We start from the raw sequence: 17305 nt of genomic DNA, 5'->3' as shown, positions 1-17305 counted from the left end.
GGCGGACCGGCGGGCGGACCACCGGGCGGAGCGGCGCGGCGTTCACGACATCCCCAGACCGCTCTGGCAGGATCGGCTCCCCGTCCTCGGAGCATCGCAGGAGAGCCTTGAAGGATGCCGCAGCGCAGCCCCCGTCCCACCCCGTGCAGGAGCGGGTGCGCGATCTCGTCACCGCCCGTGCCGAGCGGGATGCGCTGGACGAGGAGGAGGTCACCGCACGGCTTCGGCAGGTGTACGACGAGTTCATGGCGCTGCGGATGCACTACCAGTTCGGCATCGACGAGGTGCAGACGAAGGTGGAGATCCTCCGCAAGGAGTTCGAGCAGATGCACGACTACTCCCCCATCGAGCACGTGCGCACGCGGCTGAAGTCGGTGGAGTCGCTGATGGAGAAGGCGCTGCGCACCGAGGGCGACATGACGGTCCGGGCGATCCGCGCCCGGATCCACGACATCGCCGGGGTGCGCATCACCTGCTCCTTCGTGGCCGATGCCTACTGGGTCGCGGACATGCTCGCCTCCCAGCAGGACCTCGAGGTGCTGCAGGTCAAGGACTACATCGCCAACCCGAAGCCCAACGGCTACCGCTCCCTGCACCTGATCGTGCAGGTGCCCGTCTATCTCTCCACCCATGTCGAGCACGTGCCGGTGGAGCTGCAGATCCGCACGATCGCGATGGACTTCTGGGCCTCCACCGAGCACAAGCTCGCCTACAAGTACGAGAAGAACCTGCCGCCCGAGCTGCGGGCCGAGCTCGACGAGGCCGCGCGGGTCGCCGACGAGCTGGACCGGAGGATGGAGCGCCTGCGCGGCGAGATCCGCCCGCAGCCGGCCCCGGGCCGCAGCAGCGGCCTGTTCCCGGGCCGGCCCGGCCCCGCCGGGCCCGAGGGGCAGGACGGGGCCGCGTCGGCCGACGGGGCGGCCGCCGACGGGACGGCCGACGGCGCCGGAGCCGCCCCGGCCTCCTGAGCGGGGCTCAGCCGCGGCGCAACTGCTGGCGGTAGGCGCGGCGGTACTGGGCGGGGATGAGCTCCTCGTCGCCGCGCAGCGCGAGCGAGGCCTGCAGACCCCAGGAGGGGTCGCGCAGGAACGCCCGGCCCACGCGGATCACGTCGGCCTGGCCGGTGGCGAGGACGTGCTCGGCCTGGAAGGGTTCGTCGATCATGCCGACCGCCGAGATCGGCATCTCGGTGTGCGTGCGCAGGTGCGCGGCCAGCGGGGTCTGGTAGCCGGGGCCGACGGGGATCCGCGTCCCCTCGGGCAGTGGGGTGTTGCCGCCGGAGGAGACGTCGACCATGTCGACGCCGTGCTCGGTGAGCCAGGTGACCAGCTGGGTGGCCTCCTCGAGGTCGAAGCCGCCTTCGACCCACTCGCTCGCCGAGATCCGCACCAGCAGCGGCATCCCGCCCGGGATCAGCGCGCGCACCTCGTCGACGATGCGCAGCAGAAGGCGGGCGCGGCCGGCGAGGTCGCCGCCGTAGGAGTCGGTGCGGTGGTTGCTCAGCGGCGAGAGGAACTCGTGGAGCAGGTAGCCGTGGGCTGCGTGGATCTCGATCATGTCGAAGCCGGCGTCGACGGCGCGCCGGGCGGAGTCGGCGAAGGCCCGGACGACGTGGTCGATCCCGGCCTCGTCGAGCGCTTCGGGGGCGGCGAGGTCCGCGTAGGCCTCGGCCGACGGGGCGACGGTGGTCCAGCCGCCGTCGGCCTCCGGGAGCGAGGCGCCGGGGTGAGGGGTGCCCCATTCGGGCTGGGTCGAGGCCTTGCGGCCGGCGTGGGCGAGCTGGATGCCGATGGCTGCGCCGAGGGAGTGGACGAGCTCGACGACGGGGACGAGTGCATCGCGCTGGGCGTCGTTCCACAGGCCGAGGTCCTGCGGGGAGATGCGGCCCTCGGGGAGCACGCCGGTGGCCTCGACGATGATCGCCCCGGCCCCGCCGCGGGCGAAGGAGCCGTAGTGCATGAGGTGCCAGGGCGTGGCGACGCCGTCGCGGGCCGCGACCGAGTACTGGCACATCGGCGGCACCCAGATGCGGTTGCGGACGGTGAGGTCGCGCAGGGTGATCGGGGTGAGCAGGTGCTGGGTCATGCGGTGCCTCCAGGAGGGTTCAGGACATGCGAGCGCCCCGACCGATCGCGGCTGCGATGCCGTCGGGGCGCTCCGATGTCCGGCACCCTAGACCCTCCGCCCGCGGGTCCACCAATAGCAGAACCGATGGATGATATGAAGAAATCTATGGCTGGTGCGTGCGCGGGGGCGTAGCCTCTGCCGTGTGAGCACCACGACCCCCACGACCCTCCCGGCCACGCAGGACCTCAATCTCCTGCGCACCTTCCTCGCGGTGCACCGCGCCGGCTCCTTCACGGCGGCCGCCCCGATGCTGGGTCTCACCCAGCCGACGGTCACCACGCAGATCCGCTCCCTGGAACAGCAGCTGGGGCGCCAGCTCTTCCAGCGCCTGCCGCGCGGGGTCGAGCCCACCCCGTTCGCCCACGAGCTCGCCGGGCGGATCGCCGGGCCGCTGGACGACCTGGACGTGGTCGCCTCGGGCAACTGCGAGCTGGACGGGCGCACCGCACCGGTCCATCTGGCCGGCCCGGCGGACCTGCTGTGCTCACGGGTGCTGCCCGCGCTCGCCCCTCTGGTCGCGGGCGGGGTCCAGCTGCGGGTGGAGACGGGCCACGACGAGGAGCTCATCGATCAGCTGCGCGAGGGGCGGCACGATCTGGTGCTCACCACCCAGCGTCCGCGCGGACAGGCGCTGACCGTCTCGGTCCTCGCCGAGGACGAACACCTGCTCGTCGCCGGGACCGGGTGGGCCGAGCAGGTCGCGTCCCGCCCCGGGGATCAGGCCGTGTGCTCGGCCCTGGAGACCGTGCCGCTGGTCAGCACCGAGGGCGACATGGCCCTGGTGCGCCGCTACTGGCGCACCCAGTACGGCAAGCAGCATCCGGCGGTCGGTGCGGCACTCACCGTGCCGAGCGTGCACGCGGCGAAGGTCGCCGTGCGGGCCGGCGCGGGGTACGCGGTGCTGCCCCGTTCGCTCGTCGAGGACGACCTCGTCGCCGGACGGCTCGTCCAGCTCGAAGATGCACCCCGGTCCGGGGCGCTGCCCCTGCTGCTCGTCCAGCGACCCGGCGCGGAGCAGAACGCGGCCACGCTGAGGGTGGCATCGACCCTCACGGAGGCGGCCCGGGACTGGTGACCCCGGCGAGGCGCGGGCGGACATCCGCGCGGATGTCCGCGCGGATGTCCGCCCGGATGTCCGCGCGGATGTCCTTGCGGATGTCCTTGCCCACCGAGGGCTGGCACGTGAGGATCGGCCCATGACCTCCCCCGCGACCAGCACCGCTCTGCGCTCCTCCGCCCCGCGGCTCGTCGCCGTCGCGGCGCGCTTCGGGGTCGCCGCGCTCGTGGTCCTCGCCCTGACCTCCAACCTCCTCACGGCCATGGAGGAGGGCACCGTGGCGCGGAACATCTCGATGTTCACCAACCAGTCCAACCTGTTCCTGGTGGCGCTGTTCCTGAGCACGCAGGTGCCGCGGGAGCGGCGCCCGCTCTGGTTCGACGACGTGCGCGGGGCGGTCACGTTCTACCTGGTGATGACCGGGATCATCTATGCGCTGCTGGTCGCGCCCCTGTCGGAGCTGGGGCGGTGGGACATCGGCTGGACCGGGATCGTGTTGCACCGCCTCGCGCCGGTGGCGGCGCTTGCGGACTGGCTGCTCACGCCCCGGCAGCGCCGGCCCTCCTGGACGCGGCTGGGCCCGTGGCTGCTCTACCCGGTCGTGTTCCTCGTGATCACGTGGGTGCGCGGCGCGATCACCGGTTGGTACCCGTACGCCTTCCTGGACCCCACGGCGTCGTCCTGGGGCCAGGTGCTCGCGACGACCGGCGTGGTGCTGGTGGTGTTCCTCGTGTTCGCGCTGCTCGTGCACCTGGCCGAGGGACGGCTGCGGCGGCGCGAGGGCTGACTCCGATGCCGGCGCCGCCGTCGCCCCCCGGCGACCGGCGACCGGCGACCCGCGACCGGCGACCCCTCGGACGAGCCCCGCCCGTCGTGTCCCTCGGCGATCAGTCGTGCCCCTCGGCGATGAGCTTCTCGACCTGCGCGATCGCGGCGGAGTCACCCTGGACGCGCACCCGGTCCTCGTCGCCGGCGAGGCGCTCGATCGCCTGCTCGCGACCCCAGGCCCACAGGTCCAGCGCCTGGGCGGAGCCGGTGACCACGGCGCGGGGCAGGTCCCCGGCCTGGGCCGGGTCCTCGAGGAGCCGGGCCACGGGGGCGTCGAACTCCTGGCCGTCGCGGGGGCGGGTGCCGGACCAGCGGCTGATCTCCAGCAGTCGGCCGTCCCCGTCGCCGGCGCGGATCTCGGCGACGGCGACGGGCCGGATCTCGGCCCAGTCAGGGATCCACTCGAACCCGGCCGGCCACATCACCTCGAGCACGTGGGCGATTCCGTCGGCCGCGACGTCCGCGGGGATCGGGGTAACCGGGCGGCCGGCGGTGAGCTCGGCGTCGACGCGGTGGATGGTCGCCTCGTGGGTCTGCATGCGGCGGGTGATGCCGACGCCCTGGCGGGCGGAGTACCAGAACCAGGCGGGGTCCTCGTCGTCATGGGCCTCGAGCTGGGAGAGCAGGGACGCGGTCGCCTCCTGCCGACGGGCGAGAAGGCCCTCGCGACCCTCGGGCCGCGGGTCCTTCCCCTCCTCGATCGCCTGGGCCTGCTCCGTGTCGGTGACAGGGCCCGCGAGGATCGCCGCCCAGAACTCGTGGACCTCGGCGATGTGCCACAGCAGGTCGTCGGCCGTCCAGTCGGGGCATGTGGGGACCTGCTGGTCCGGGGAGGCGGCGGCGAGCGCTGCGACGGAGCGCTCGGTCTCGGTGCGGATGATGTCCAGGGCGTCGATGCTCACCCGGACATCGAAGCACTCCTGTGTGACGGGCGATACCCCTCGCGAGCCGCGAAGGGCCCGTCCGCCCCTTGATACGCATACCCCGAAGCGGTATAACTGAGGGTGTTCGGGATACCCCGTGAGGGTATCCGGTCCCGAGAGCGAACACGAGGTCCGGGCATCAGGTCCGGACACGACCAGACACGACGAGGAGTGCACCATGAGCGCGACCACCACCCAGTTCCAGGTGACCGGCATGACCTGCGGCCACTGCGAGATGTCCGTGCGCGAGGAGGTCTCCGAGGTCCCCGGCGTCACCGACGTCGAGGTCAGCCACGAGACCGGCGTGCTGCGCGTCGGCTCCGACCAGCCGGTCGACGAGGCCGCCGTGCTCGCCGCCGTCGAGGAGGCCGGCTACAGCGCGGTGCGGGCCTGATGAAGGCCCCCGTGAGGGTGGGGCTCTACGGGCTGCTGCTCGTGGTGCTGTTCCTCGCCTCGATGCTGCTGGCCGACGCGCTCGTGCCGGCTGCCTGGGTCGAGGCCTGGACCGGCGGCACCACCGGCCACTGACCGTCGGCCGCCCGTCGGCCGCCCGTCGGCCCCACCTCCCCCGTCACCCGCCCATCCGCCCATCCGTCACTCGCGAGGAGGACCTCCCCATCATGGCCACCACGGAGTCCACCGGCGCTCCCCTGCCGCTCGGCGCCGACATCGAGCTCGAGATCGGCGGGATGACCTGCGCCTCCTGCGCGAACCGCATCGAGCGCAAGCTCAACAAGCTCGACGGCGTCACCGCCAGCGTCAACTACGCCACCGAGAAGGCGCGCGTGTCCGTGCCCCAGGGCTACGACCCCGCCGACCTCATCACCGTGGTCGAGCAGACCGGGTACACCGCCGCGCTCCCCGCCCCGCCCGCCTCGGCGACCAGCGAGGACGGCGAGGAGCAGGAGGATCCGGAGCTGCGCTCCCTGCGTCAGCGACTGATCGGCGCAGTGGTGCTGTCGGTGCCGGTCATCGTCCTCTCCATGGTCCCGGCGCTGCAGTTCACCTACTGGCAGTGGCTGTGCCTCACCCTCGCCTCCCCCGTCATCGTGTGGGCGGCCTGGCCCTTCCACCGCGCCGCCGCGATCAACCTCCGCCACGGCGCGGCCACCATGGACACGCTCATCTCGGTGGGCACGATCTCCGCCTACCTGTGGTCGCTGTACGCGCTGTTCCTCGGCGACGCCGGGATGCCGGGGATGACCCACGAGTTCTCCCTGGCCATCGGCCCGAGCGACGGCGGCGCGAACATCTACCTCGAGGTCGCCGCCGGGGTCACCATGTTCATCCTGCTGGGCCGCTACCTCGAGAAGCGCTCCAAGCGACAGGCCGGCGCCGCGCTGCGCGCCCTGCTGGACATGGGCGCGAAGGACGTGGCCGTGCTGCGCGGCGGCGCCGAGGTGCGCATCCCGGTCGCGAACCTCGCCGTCGGCGACACCTTCGTGGTCCGCCCCGGGGAGACCATCGCGACCGACGGGACCGTCGTCTCCGGCACCTCCGCCGTGGACGCCTCCATGCTCACCGGCGAGTCCGTGCCGGTCGAGGTGGGCGAGGGCGACACCGTCACCGGCGCGACCGTCAACGCCGGCGGGCGCCTGCTGGTGCGCGCCACCCGCGTCGGCTCCGACACCCAGCTGGCAAGGATGGCGCGCCTGGTCGAGGACGCCCAGTCCGGCAAGGCCGAGATCCAGCGCCTGGCCGACCGGGTCTCCGGCGTGTTCGTCCCGGTCGTCATCGCGATCGCCGTGATCGTGCTCGGCGCCTGGATCGGCGCGGGCTTCCCGCTCGAGGCCGCGTTCACCGCCGCCGTCGCCGTGCTGATCATCGCGTGCCCCTGCGCGCTCGGCCTCGCCACCCCCACCGCACTGCTGGTGGGCACCGGCCGCGGCGCCCAGATGGGCATCCTCATCAAGGGCCCCGAGGTGCTGGAGTCCACCCGTCAGGTCGACACCGTGGTGCTGGACAAGACCGGCACCGTCACCACCGGGCGGATGACCCTCACCGAGGCCCTGCCCGCCGAGGGCACGGACCGGACCGAGCTGCTGCGCCTGGCCGGCGCCGTCGAGAACGCCTCCGAGCACCCCATCGCCCAGGCGATCGCGAAGGGCGCCGCCGAGGAGACCGGGGCACTGCCCGAGGTCACCGGGTTCGCGAACCTGGCCGGGCGCGGCGTGCGCGGCACGGTCGAGGGGCGCGAGGTCCTCGTCGGCCGCGAGATCCTGCTCGCCCCCGCGGGGGCGGCCGACGAGGCCGGCGCGACGGGCGGGTCCGTCGGGCTCGACGCAGCCGACGGGGCTGACGGTTCGGGCGCGCCCCTCCTGCCCGCGCCCCTCGCCGCGGCGAAGGCGGACGCTGAGGCCCGCGGCCGCACGGCCGTGGTCGTCGCCTGGGACGGCGCGGTCCGCGGTGTGCTCGTCGTCGCCGACACCGTCAAGCCCACCAGCGCCGAGGCGATCACCCAGCTGAAGGGCCTGGGACTCACCCCCGTGCTGCTCACCGGCGACAACCGCGCCGCGGCCGAGCAGATCGCCGCCGAGGTCGGCATCGACCAGGTCATCGCCGAGGTGCTCCCCGAGGACAAGGTCGAGGTCACCACGCGCCTGCAGGGCGAGGGGAAGGTCGTGGCGATGGTCGGCGACGGCGTCAACGACGCCGCAGCCCTCGCCCAGGCCGATCTGGGCCTCGCGATGGGGACGGGCACCGACGTCGCCATCGAGGCGAGCGACATCACGCTGGTGCGCGGGGACCTGCGCTCCGCGGCCGACGCGATCCGCCTGTCCCGCCGCACCCTGTCCACCATCAAGGGCAACCTGTTCTGGGCCTTCGCCTACAACACCGCCGCGATCCCGCTGGCGGCGCTGGGGCTGCTGAACCCGATGCTGGCCGGCGCCGCGATGGCCTTCTCGAGCGTGTTCGTGGTGGGCAACAGCCTGCGCCTGCGCTCCTTCCGCAGCCGCGCTCACGACGATCCTGCCGCGGCGCCCGCACGGCCGGCCGCCGAGTCCGCGCCCGCCGCCGCCTGAGCGCAGCTGCCACCCGACCGCACTCCACGCCACCACTGCCGGAGGACACCATGGCCACCACCGATCCCGCCCAAACGCCCGCACCGCCTACCGAGGACGCGGAGGCGGGCCACGAGCACCACCACGGCTATATCTCCGACAAGTCCCGCTACCTCGCCCGTCTGAAGCGGATCGAGGGGCAGGCCCGCGGTCTGCACCGCATGGTCGACGAGGAGAAGTACTGCATCGACATCCTCACCCAGATCTCCGCGCTGAAGAGCGCGCTGGACGGGGTGGCGATGGGGCTGCTGGACGACCACATGCAGCACTGCGTGCTCGACGCCGCCCGCGCCGACGAGGAGGAGGGCTCGGCGAAGCTCAAGGAGGCCTCGGACGCGATCGCGCGCCTCGTGCGCTCCTGAGCCGTCCGGGTCCCGGCGACCGCAGGCCTCCCCCAGCAGCGCGGACTACAGTGCACGGGTCCGTCGCCTGCGAGGAAAGATCCTGATGCCCGCTTCGAGAGCCCTCACCGCCACCTCTCTGCACGTCGGCTACCCCGGCGAGCCCGTCATCGAGGGCGTCGACCTCGAGATCGCGCCCGGCGACGCGCCGCTCGGACTGCTGGGCCCCTCCGGTGCCGGGAAGACCACGCTGCTGGCGACGCTCTCCGGTGAGCAGCGCCCCGATTACGGCCAGGTGATGTGGAACGGGAAGCAGGTGCACCGCCTGCGCGGCCGTGACCGTCGCGACTTCCGCGCCGCGGTCCGCTTCGTCTCCCAGTACGCGATGACCATCTCGGATCCGCGCGAGACCGTCGCCTCCCGTCTCCAGCTCGCCGCGAAGGAGGCCCGCAAGGGCGGGCGCACCCACTCGGTCACCCCCGAGGAGATGCTCGCCTCCGTCGGCCTCGAGGAGCGGTTCCTCTCCCGGACCATGCGCACCCTGTCCGGGGGTGAGGTCCAGCGTGTCGCCCTCGCGACCGCGCTGTCCACCCGGCCCGAGATCCTCGTGCTCGACGAGCCCCTGACCGCGGTGGACCCGCACAGCCGCACCCGTATCGCCGGCGCCCTCGCCGCCACGATCGAGCGCCTGGGCATCGGGGCGTTCATCGCCTCCCACGACGTGGACCTGCTGCGACGGCTCTGCCCGCAGATCGCCGTGCTCGGCGAGGGCCGGATCCTCGCCCGCGGCCTGCTGGACGAGGTCCTCGAGAGCGCGGAGCATCCCGTGATCCGGGAGCTCGCCGAGGCGCACTCCGAGGCCCACACCGAGGCCGCCCGCGCGCTGCGCTGACCGCACTCGCCGCAGTTCCCGGCTCCCGTCGCACCGCGAGGGTCCGCGGCGCATGTGCGCCGCCCTTCCCTCCCCGCCCGCCCTCCGAGAGGCCCCTGCATGTCGATCCAGCACACCGTCGTCTTCCGTCTCGAGCACGCCCCCGGCTCCTAGGCCGAGCGGGAGTTCCTCGAGACCGGCCGGCGAACGCTCACCGCGATCCCCGGCGTCCAGGACTTCGCGATCAACCGCCAGGTGAGCGCCAAGAGCGACCTGACCTGGCAGTCTTCCATAGTCTTCGCCTCGCAGGACGAGTACGACGCCTACGACGCCCACCCGGACCACCGCGGCTTCGTCGCCGGGCGCTGGGAGCGCGAGGTGGCCGAGTTCCAGGAGTACCACTTCGTCGTCCACCCCGGCTGAGCCCGGTCCCGGCTGAGATCGGCCCCGGTCGAGACCGGCTACGGGCGCTCAGCCCCTGGCGGCGCGCCCGTCGCCCGCGGGGAGGCCGAGCGTGACGGTGGAACCCTCACCGTGCCAGGACTCGCGATGGGCGCTGCCGCCGTGCCGCTCGAGGATCGCGCGCACCATCGGCAGCCCGAGCCCGGAGCCGTCGATGCGATCGTCGGCCGCGCTGTCGGCCGAGGTGCCGTCGTCGGCCGCTCCGCTGTGCTTCTCCGCGGAGGTGCCACCGGTGGTTCCGCCATCCGACTCCCCGGAACCGACCGAGCATCCGTTCGCCAGCGCGGCGACAGCGACGTCGCTGTTCGGAGATCCTTTGTCGCAGTCCTGCGACAGCGAGTCGTCGTCCGTCGAGGTCCGCGACGAGCACACGGCCTGCGCCGATGAACCACCGGCCGACAATGACGGCATTTCTGAGATAATGGACAGCCGTCACCCCTGTCCCCTGCCCGGTCCCGGGACTACCGTTGCCGCAGCTGTGGCAACGGTGCCGCACCCTCTCCGGGAGGTCCGGTCATGTCCCTGAACGTGTATCGCAGACTGCTCGCGGCGACCGGGGCGTTAGCCCTCGGCGCCTCCCTGCTCGGCGGATCGGCGGCGACGGCCGCCGGACCCGAGACCGTGGCGACCGGGCTTAACAGCCCCCGCCAGCTCGCCTTCAGCCCCGGCGGCACGCTGTACGTCGCCGAGGCCGGACCCTTCCTCACCCCGGACGACTCCTGCGTCCAGCATCCCGAGTTCGGGACCACCTGCGCGGGCCTCACCGGCTCCCTCGCGAAGATCTCCGGCGGCACGGTCGACCGGGTCGTCACCGGCCTGCCCTCCCTGAGCAGCGCGGCGGAGAGCGTCGGCCCCTTCGATCTCGTGTTCACCGGCAACAACACGGTCGCCTTCACGATCGGTCTCGGCGGCTCCCCCGCCATCCGCGACTCCTTCGGAAAGGACGGCACGCATCTGGGGTACGTCGGCTCGGCGACGCTGAACCCCAACCACAAGAAGGGCGTGGTCACCTACGAGTTCGACACGGTCGCCCACGAGGCCGCCCACGACATCGACGCCGACGTGGACTCCAACCCCACCGGGCTCGCTCGCTCCGGGAACGGCTACGTCGTCGCCGACTCCGGCGGCAACACCCTCGTGTCCACCCGCAAGGGCGGCTCGACCCTCGCCGAGTTCGCCCCGGTCGCGACGACCCAGCCCGGCCCGGTACCGGTCGGATTCCCGGCCGACGCCGTCCCGACCGACGTGGTCCAGGGCAAGGACGGCTCCTGGTACGTCTCCCAGCTCGTCGGCTTCCCCTTCGAGAAGGGCTCCTCGACGATCTGGCGCGTCCCCGCGGGCGGCGGCACGCCGACGCCCTATGCGACCGGTCTGACCAACGTCACCTCGCTCGACATCGCCTCGGACGGCACGCTGTACGCCGTGGAGGTCGCGAGCGACGGTCTGCTGAGCGGCCCGGTCGGGTCGCTGCGCAAGATCGTGCCCGGCGGCTCCTCGCATCCGCTGGTCGCGGGCGGGCTGAACCAGCCCTACGGCCTGGCGATCGACGGGTCGTGGGCCTACGTCACCACCGGCACCATCGCCCCGGCGACGGGCGGCGGCAGCGTGGTGCGGATCCGGCTCTGAGCCCGTCGGCCAGGACGAGCCGATCCCGGTGCACGAGCCCGAGACACGAAGAAGCCCCACCGGATGACCGGTGGGGCTTCTTCCTCGGGTGCGCCATCAGGGACTCGAACCCCGTACCCGCTGATTAAGAGTCTCGAGGCACGGCGGCAGGGCTCCCTGATCGAGGTCGACTTCGTAGCCGGCCGAGCCCAGGCCGGGTGACTCTTGCATGGCTACTTGAGCACAGACCGTCTAGTCGCGCTCGCGCCGCCGCAGCGTCCCTGCACAAGGACCGACCATCCCCAACGGGAAGCAAAGCCGCGACACCATAGCCCCCAGCAAGGCACCGTGGCCTCCATGGACGCGCTTGCACAACTACCCCTCTGAATCGCCCCGGTTCTGGTGGAGGCTCTGAATCCACGGGAGGATGAGGAGCATGGCAGCACCGAGGAAGTACCCCGACGAGCTTCGGGAGAGGGCCACGAGGATGGCCGTGGACGCGCGACGGGATCCAGCGACGAAGTCTGGAACGTTCCGTCGTGTGGGTGAGCAGCTCGGGATCAATCCCGAGACTTTGAGGAACTGGGTCGTGCAGGCCGAGATCGACGAGGGGCACCGACCCGGGACCACGACCAGCGACGCTGAGCGGCTCGCTGAGTTGGAGAAGGAAGTGCGCGAGCTGCGCCGGGCTAACGCGATGGCGGATTCAAGCGGTCAGTGCAACGAGTCCTGTGAGATGAGGCAGTCACTGATCACAGGAGGATCCGGATGCAGGGCAGGCACGGTCATCTCAGCCGGGAGCAGAAGCAGCTCGGGCTCAGGCTGCACGGGAAGGGCTGGCGGCTGGTCGACATCGCGAAAGAGATCGGCTGCAGCGCGCCGATGGTCGGCATCATGGCCCGCACCGGCAGGCACCTTGACGCCAGGCCGTTCGGCTGGGAGCCACGGCAGGGCTGTCTGACGATCCACGAGCGCGAGCAGATCCTGCTGGGGATCAATCGTGGCGATACCTTCACCGCGATCGCCGAGCAGCTGGGGCGTGCGGTGTCGACCGTCAGCCGTGAGGTGAAGCGCGGCGGGGGTCGCTGCGGCTACTCGGCGTGGCGTGGTCATGAACGTGCCCGCGAGCAGGCGCGTCGACCGAAGCCGTTCAAGCTTGCGTCGGGCCGGCTGCTCGAGGAGGTCGCCAGCCGGCTGGAGCAACTGTGGTCACCTGAGGAGATCGCGGCGCGCCTACGGTTGGATCACGCCGACGACCCGGAGATGCGCGTGAGCCACGAGACGATCTACCAGTCGCTGTTCGTGCAGGGCCGAGGCGAACTGCGCCGTGAGCTGGCGCGGTGCCTGCGGTCCGGAAGAGCGGCCCGCAAGCCCCGCCGAACCACGGACGGTCGCGGCCGCATCCCCGGCATGGTCATGCTCAGCGAACGCCCCGCAGAAGCCGACGACCGCGCCGTGCCAGGCCACTGGGAAGGTGATCTCATCCTCGGCGAGGGCAGCCGCAGCGCCGTCGGCACGCTCGTTGAGCGCTCGACGCGAATGACACTGCTGCTGCACCTGCCCGACGGCAAGAGCGCCGAGCAGGTCGAGGCCGCGATGCGCGCCGCAATCAGCAAGCTGCCGCCCTCGTTGATCCGAACGATCACCTGGGACCAAGGCGCGGAGATGTCCAAGCACGCCGCGTTCACCATCGCCACAGGAATCCCGATCTACTTCTGCGATCCCCACTCGCCCTGGCAGCGGGGGAGCAACGAGAACACCAACGGCCTGCTGCGCCAGTACCTGCCCAAAGGCACCGACCTGAGCGTCGTCAGCCGCGAGAAGTTGGACGCGATCCAGGACAGCCTCAACGGACGCCCCCGCAAGACACTGGGCTATCTGACACCATCAGAGAAGCTCGCAGAGTTCCTTGCGCCCACCGCTTGAATCCGCCGATCCTCAGGTCGGCCTCGGCTTTTTTCGTAGCGGAGCTCGACCGCCCACAGCGTTGATCGTGAAGTTCATCGACCAGCACAAGCACGAGTTCGGCGCCTGGCCGATCTGCCGCACGCTCACCGCAGCGGGCACCCAGATCGCGCCGAGCACCTACTACGCCTTCAAGACCCGACCACCCTCGAAGCGGACGCTGCGGGACGAGGAGCTGCTCGTGCAGATCCGGCGCGTGCACGCGAAGAACTTCGGGGTCTACGGCGCGAAGAAGCTCCACGCTCAGCTGCGCCGGGAAGGCGTCTCAGTCGCGCGCTGCACCGTGGAACGGCTGACGAGAGCCGAAGGTCTGCGCGGCATCAGCCGAGAGAGAGGCCCTCGGACCACGCGCCCAGGCGACGGCCTAGACACACGTCCTGACCTGGTTGAACGCAACTTCACCGCGACGGCCCCGGACCAGCTCTGGGTCGCCGACATCACCTACCGCCGCACGTTCGCGGGCTGGGTCTATGCCGCGTTCATCATCGACGTGTTCTCCCGCCGCGTGGTTGGCTGGCAGCTGTCGAAGTCGCTGCGGACCGACCTCGCCCTGGACGCGCTGGAGATGGGGATCTGGACCCGCGAGCACGCTGGCCACGACGTTTCCGGGCTCACGCATCACAGCGACAAAGGGGTCCAGTACGTCGCCGTCCGCTACACCCAGCGCCTCGCCGAGGCTGGGGCCGTGGCCTCGGTCGGCTCGAGCGGCGATTCTTACGACTGTCAGTCTCTTTCTACCCGGTCCCGCGAGGATTGGGGAGTCCCGGCCGGCGCGGTCTGACCCTTGCTTACGATTGGCCCGAGTGGTGCCTTTGCGTTGATCTGTCGACCGCCCGGCTGGGCACGCAGTAAGCGCTGCCGCCGGATCGGGCGTGACCTAATAGGAGCCTGGAGCAGCATGTCGAGAGCGTCCCCGTGACAGTCCTGTCCACCCGCCGGCGACAGCGTGAGACCACGCTAACCGTCAAGGGAGACAGGCACCATGAGCACACTCGAAACCGTCCACTCCGGGCACGTCGTCATCGGCGTCGACACCCATAAGCACATCCATGTCGCCGCCGTGCTCGACACCATCGGCGGCATCCTGGCGACACTCACCGTCCCCACCGACACGGGTGGCTTCAAGCAGCTTCTCACCTGGGCGGACTCGTTCGGCAAGGTCCTTGCGTTCGGCATCGAGGGCACCGGTTCCTATGGTGCGACGTTGACATCGTTCCTGCGCCGCCACGGACACAAGGTCGTCGAAGCAGGACGCCCTGATCGCCGCCAGCGGCGCCTGAACGGGAAATCCGACACCCTCGACGCGGAGAACGCCGCCCGCTCCGTGCTCGCGGGGTTCGCGACGGTCATTCCGAAGACCGCGGACAGCAGCATCGAGATGATCAGGCAGCTCAAGATCGCGCACGATTCAGCCGTGACCGACCGCTCCGCCGCGATGATCTCGATGAAGGCGATGCTCGTCCACGCCGACGACACGCTGCGCCGGGAGACGAACCGGATGACGCCGATCAAGCTCGCCCGACACCTCGCAGCGCTGCGCCCTCGCAACCTCGAGACGCCCGCAGACTCTCTCCGCCATGCGCTGCGGTCACTGGCCCGCAGATGGCAGCACCTGGACAGCGAAGCCAAGGAACTAAGGGCGTCGATCGAGGCGCTCGTCATTCGCACCGCACCCCAGCTGCTGGAGCAGTTCGGCATCGGCGTCGATACCGCAGCCGAGATCCTGATCGTCGCTGGCGACAACCCCGAGCGGATCCACTCCGAAGCCGCATTCGCGAAGCTCGCCGGTATCAGCCCAGTCCCGACCGGTTCCGGGATGACCAGCGGTCGACATCGCATCAACCACGGTGGGCACCGGCAGCTGAACGCCGCGATCTACCGCACCGTGATCGTCCGGATGAGGTTCCACGAGCCGACCATCGCCTACGTCGCCCGTCGGACCGCTGAAGGCAAGAGCAAGCGCGACATCATCCGCTGCCTGAAGCGCTACGTCATCCGCGAGGTCTACCAACTCATCAAGGTCAACCCCCGCACCGGCGAAATCGCGGGTTGACAACTATAGGAGCGTCAACGCCCTGGCCGAGGCCTTCAACTCGCTGTTCAAGACCGAGCTGATCCGCAACCACAGGCCCTGGAAGAACATCGACGAGCTTGAGATCGCGACCGCTGAGTACATCGACTGGTTCAACCACCGACGTCTCCACGGGGAGATCGGCATGATCCCACCCGTCGAGCTGGAGGACATCTACCATCACCACCAGACCGTGCCGGCGACCGCCGACACGGCACTTGCGAGCCTCTAACAAACCCGGGGCGATTCAACTTCACGGCTCCAGAATGCCGAGCAGGCCACATGCGAGGGCGCCCCCGGCACCCGACCGCCAACGGGCCCCTCTGGGTCAGGTGTTAAGCCAATTTCCAGCTACCGTAGGCGTTTCGCGGGCACCTCTGAGCTGCGCCGCAAGGTGTGCCGCTTGCGCGTCGCGCAGGCTCGTGATGTAGTCCAGGACCGCTATGGCGATAAGGTCTTCGCCAGGTGCGTCCGCTACGTCCTCAGTCGAGGTCGGGTTCTCCGCCACTGGGATCGTAGCCTGACCAGGCGCCGCTTGCGTGGTCAAGTATGAGCGAAGTCGTGCCGGCAACCTATTGCTTTTCTTATTCTCCGCCTGCTTTTCCATCCACTCCGCTGTAAGGTCATGCAGTCCAGAAAACAATGAGTATAGATTAAACTGTTGCCCATACTGCATGGCAGCCAAATTAATGCTCTCGATAACAAAGTAGCTATTAATTGCCTTAAAGAACTCGGCGACAAGAACTGCGGTTGGGTCAAGCCGTAGCTGCACGCGCTGAGTTTCAGCGTCAAACCCTAGGCTCGCGGCTTCTGAAAGATACTTAATAACCGCGCTAGAGAATCGTCGGAGGTCCGCATGCGCTTCGTGGGTGCCAGAGAAATCCGATGAGCGCGTGAACTCCTGCGCAAGCGATCTAATCTGCTCGAATGCGGCATTAAACTCTTCCATTCGCCCACCCGCGCGACCCGGCGTCTGTGCCGGGTCGTTAAAACTCGCCTGGGAACGCTCCTGAAAACTCTTTAACTTCGCACTAATATACTGCAGTGCCTCACCAATATCCGCATCGTGACCGAAATCGAAGCTCGACTCGAACCAATTAATGGTCGGGCGAGTTCTCTGTATTTCGAGGAGAATTTGACCAAGCGGGATCAGGCGCGCGCGATAGAAATCATCCAGGTCGTGAACAGCGTAGCTAATATCATCGGCCCAATCCATAATCTCCGCTTCAACCCAGCGGTGGACTCTGATCACAGCGCCATTTTTGTCGGTGACCGGCTGAACGAAACCCGCCCTGACCAGCTTGTCGAGGATTCCGACCTCTTCAGGATAGAAGCTCCATTTCTGGGCTAGCTTGTTTTGACCGACCGGATGGCCGCCCTTTGCCCAGGGGTATTTCGCGATTGCCGCCATCGTCCGAAGGGTTAGGTTGAGACCCGCATTCAGCCCGTCGCCTCGGAAGCTCAGCTTACTTACAACGCGAGTCGACTGCGCGTTTCCCTCAAATGAGCGCTCCGCAAGTCTTGAGCTGTCGGAATTCGTGAGCTCAATGGCAGCTTGTGAGTCCAAATCCCAAAACTGCTCATCCTTCTCTCCCATAAGCTCCAGGATCTGCTGCAGCGCCGCCTCGCCGGCGTGCCCGAATGGGGGATGGCCGATGTCATGAGCCAGGCCAGCTGCATAGCAATGGTCGGGATCGACCCACTCTTCGAGGTTGATCTCGGCGAAACATTCCCGCCCGCCCTCATTGGCGCGATAGACGAGCATTCGCGCCAAAGTGGCGGATACCTGGGCTACCTTGATTGAGTGGCTTAGGCGGTCGTGATAATGAAACTCCTCCTCAGGAGGAACCACCTGCGTCACCCCGGAAAGCCGACGGAACTCCGGGGAGTAGAGAATCCGATCGACGTCGACCTGTCCGTTAGTACGCCACTTCTCCTGGTGTCGTTCGCCGCCCTGAAGCCTCTCAGCGCTGTTCCGAACTGATGATTTCAA

At 69.6% G+C, this 17305-nt stretch carries 17 protein-coding genes, 2 pseudogenes and 1 other annotated feature; of the genes and pseudogenes, 15 read left to right on the top strand and 4 right to left on the bottom strand.

Annotated features, from left to right (window positions below):
• The first annotated feature begins 107 nt into the window (after nt 1–107).
• On the top strand, nt 108–968 hold the full coding sequence (locus tag HNR70_RS04355; RefSeq protein ID WP_312857561.1) for a GTP pyrophosphokinase: 861 nt from the start codon (nt 108–110) through the stop codon (nt 966–968).
• A 7-nt stretch (nt 969–975) separates the two neighbouring features.
• On the opposite strand, the gene HNR70_RS04350 is transcribed toward HNR70_RS04355, so the two are convergent.
• Complete coding sequence (locus HNR70_RS04350; protein WP_184324574.1) at nt 976–2085, bottom strand: NADH:flavin oxidoreductase/NADH oxidase; 1110 nt, start codon at nt 2083–2085, stop codon at nt 976–978.
• Between the two features lie 184 nt (nt 2086–2269).
• On the opposite strand from HNR70_RS04350, the gene HNR70_RS04345 reads away from it, so the two are divergent.
• Both HNR70_RS04345 and HNR70_RS04340 read left to right on the top strand, forming a co-directional pair.
• The gene (locus HNR70_RS04345) at nt 2270–3202 is read left to right on the top strand and encodes a LysR family transcriptional regulator (protein ID WP_312857560.1); all 933 of its coding nucleotides are present in this window, start codon (nt 2270–2272) and stop codon (nt 3200–3202) included.
• Nucleotides 3203–3323: 121 nt separating this feature from the next.
• Nucleotides 3324–3971 (top strand): Pr6Pr family membrane protein, encoded by a 648-nt coding sequence (locus tag HNR70_RS04340; RefSeq protein ID WP_184324573.1) that lies wholly within the window; start codon nt 3324–3326, stop codon nt 3969–3971.
• A gap of 100 nt (nt 3972–4071) precedes the next feature.
• Here the strand turns inward: HNR70_RS04340 and HNR70_RS04335 are convergent, their stop codons facing one another.
• Entirely contained in the window at nt 4072–4914 is an 843-nt protein-coding gene (locus HNR70_RS04335) for a maleylpyruvate isomerase family mycothiol-dependent enzyme (RefSeq protein WP_184324572.1), read from the bottom strand.
• 199 nt (nt 4915–5113) lie between these two features.
• Between HNR70_RS04335 and HNR70_RS04330 the strand changes: the two genes are divergently transcribed.
• The 6 genes and pseudogenes from HNR70_RS04330 to HNR70_RS15765 all read left to right on the top strand — a co-directional run.
• Nucleotides 5114–5329, top strand: a complete 216-nt coding sequence (locus HNR70_RS04330; RefSeq protein ID WP_184324571.1) for a heavy-metal-associated domain-containing protein — start codon at nt 5114–5116, stop codon at nt 5327–5329.
• On the top strand, nt 5329–5463 hold the full coding sequence (locus tag HNR70_RS16175; RefSeq protein ID WP_281383207.1) for a hypothetical protein: 135 nt from the start codon (nt 5329–5331) through the stop codon (nt 5461–5463). Before HNR70_RS04330 ends, HNR70_RS16175 begins: the two co-directional genes overlap by 1 nt.
• Nucleotides 5464–5555: 92 nt before the next feature.
• Nucleotides 5556–7958, top strand: coding sequence for a heavy metal translocating P-type ATPase (locus HNR70_RS04325; protein WP_184324570.1), 2403 nt, complete (start codon nt 5556–5558; stop codon nt 7956–7958).
• Between the two features lie 50 nt (nt 7959–8008).
• A complete protein-coding gene (locus tag HNR70_RS04320) occupies nt 8009–8359 on the top strand; it encodes a metal-sensitive transcriptional regulator (protein WP_184324569.1) in 351 nt (116 codons plus the stop codon).
• A gap of 85 nt (nt 8360–8444) precedes the next feature.
• Entirely contained in the window at nt 8445–9230 is a 786-nt protein-coding gene (locus HNR70_RS04315; protein WP_184324568.1) for an ABC transporter ATP-binding protein, read from the top strand.
• Nucleotides 9231–9419: 189 nt separating this feature from the next.
• Nucleotides 9420–9632: pseudogene (locus HNR70_RS15765) on the top strand (Dabb family protein); the annotation flags it as partial.
• Between the two features lie 48 nt (nt 9633–9680).
• On the opposite strand, the gene HNR70_RS04305 reads toward HNR70_RS15765, so the two are convergent.
• Nucleotides 9681–10082 (bottom strand): ATP-binding protein, encoded by a 402-nt coding sequence (locus HNR70_RS04305; protein ID WP_184324567.1) that lies wholly within the window; start codon nt 10080–10082, stop codon nt 9681–9683.
• 105 nt (nt 10083–10187) lie between these two features.
• Here HNR70_RS04305 and HNR70_RS04300 point away from each other — a divergent pair, with 105 nt between their 5' ends.
• The 6 genes and pseudogenes from HNR70_RS04300 to HNR70_RS16465 all read left to right on the top strand — a co-directional run bounded on the left by HNR70_RS04300 (nt 10188) and on the right by HNR70_RS16465 (nt 15544).
• Nucleotides 10188–11297, top strand: a complete 1110-nt coding sequence (locus tag HNR70_RS04300) for a ScyD/ScyE family protein (RefSeq protein WP_184324566.1) — start codon at nt 10188–10190, stop codon at nt 11295–11297.
• Between the two features lie 406 nt (nt 11298–11703).
• Nucleotides 11704–11970, top strand: a pseudogene (locus HNR70_RS16470) (transposase); the annotation flags it as partial.
• Nucleotides 11971–12044: 74 nt separating this feature from the next.
• Nucleotides 12045–13202 (top strand): IS30 family transposase, encoded by a 1158-nt coding sequence (locus tag HNR70_RS04295; protein ID WP_184324565.1) that lies wholly within the window; start codon nt 12045–12047, stop codon nt 13200–13202.
• Nucleotides 13203–13227: 25 nt separating this feature from the next.
• Nucleotides 13228–13356, top strand: a sequence feature (AL1L pseudoknot).
• Nucleotides 13270–14022 (top strand): IS3 family transposase, encoded by a 753-nt coding sequence (locus HNR70_RS04290; protein ID WP_184324564.1) that lies wholly within the window; start codon nt 13270–13272, stop codon nt 14020–14022. Its footprint overlaps the feature before it by 87 nt.
• A gap of 201 nt (nt 14023–14223) precedes the next feature.
• Nucleotides 14224–15294, top strand: coding sequence for an IS110 family RNA-guided transposase (locus HNR70_RS04285; RefSeq protein WP_184324563.1), 1071 nt, complete (start codon nt 14224–14226; stop codon nt 15292–15294).
• A gap of 22 nt (nt 15295–15316) precedes the next feature.
• Nucleotides 15317–15544: an IS3 family transposase gene (locus tag HNR70_RS16465; protein ID WP_184326539.1), complete on the top strand. Its 228-nt coding sequence runs from the start codon at nt 15317–15319 to the stop codon at nt 15542–15544.
• Nucleotides 15545–15640: 96 nt separating this feature from the next.
• Here the strand turns inward: HNR70_RS16465 and dgt are convergent, their stop codons facing one another.
• On the bottom strand, nt 15641–17305 hold the full coding sequence (gene dgt, locus HNR70_RS04275) for a dGTP triphosphohydrolase (RefSeq protein WP_184324562.1): 1665 nt from the start codon (nt 17303–17305) through the stop codon (nt 15641–15643).

This window comes from Brachybacterium aquaticum, from assembly GCF_014204755.1.
Taxonomy (GTDB): Bacteria; Actinomycetota; Actinomycetes; order Actinomycetales; family Dermabacteraceae; genus Brachybacterium; species Brachybacterium aquaticum.
Note: the sequence above shows the minus strand (reverse complement) of the source record. Positions and strands in the feature narration are given on the sequence as shown.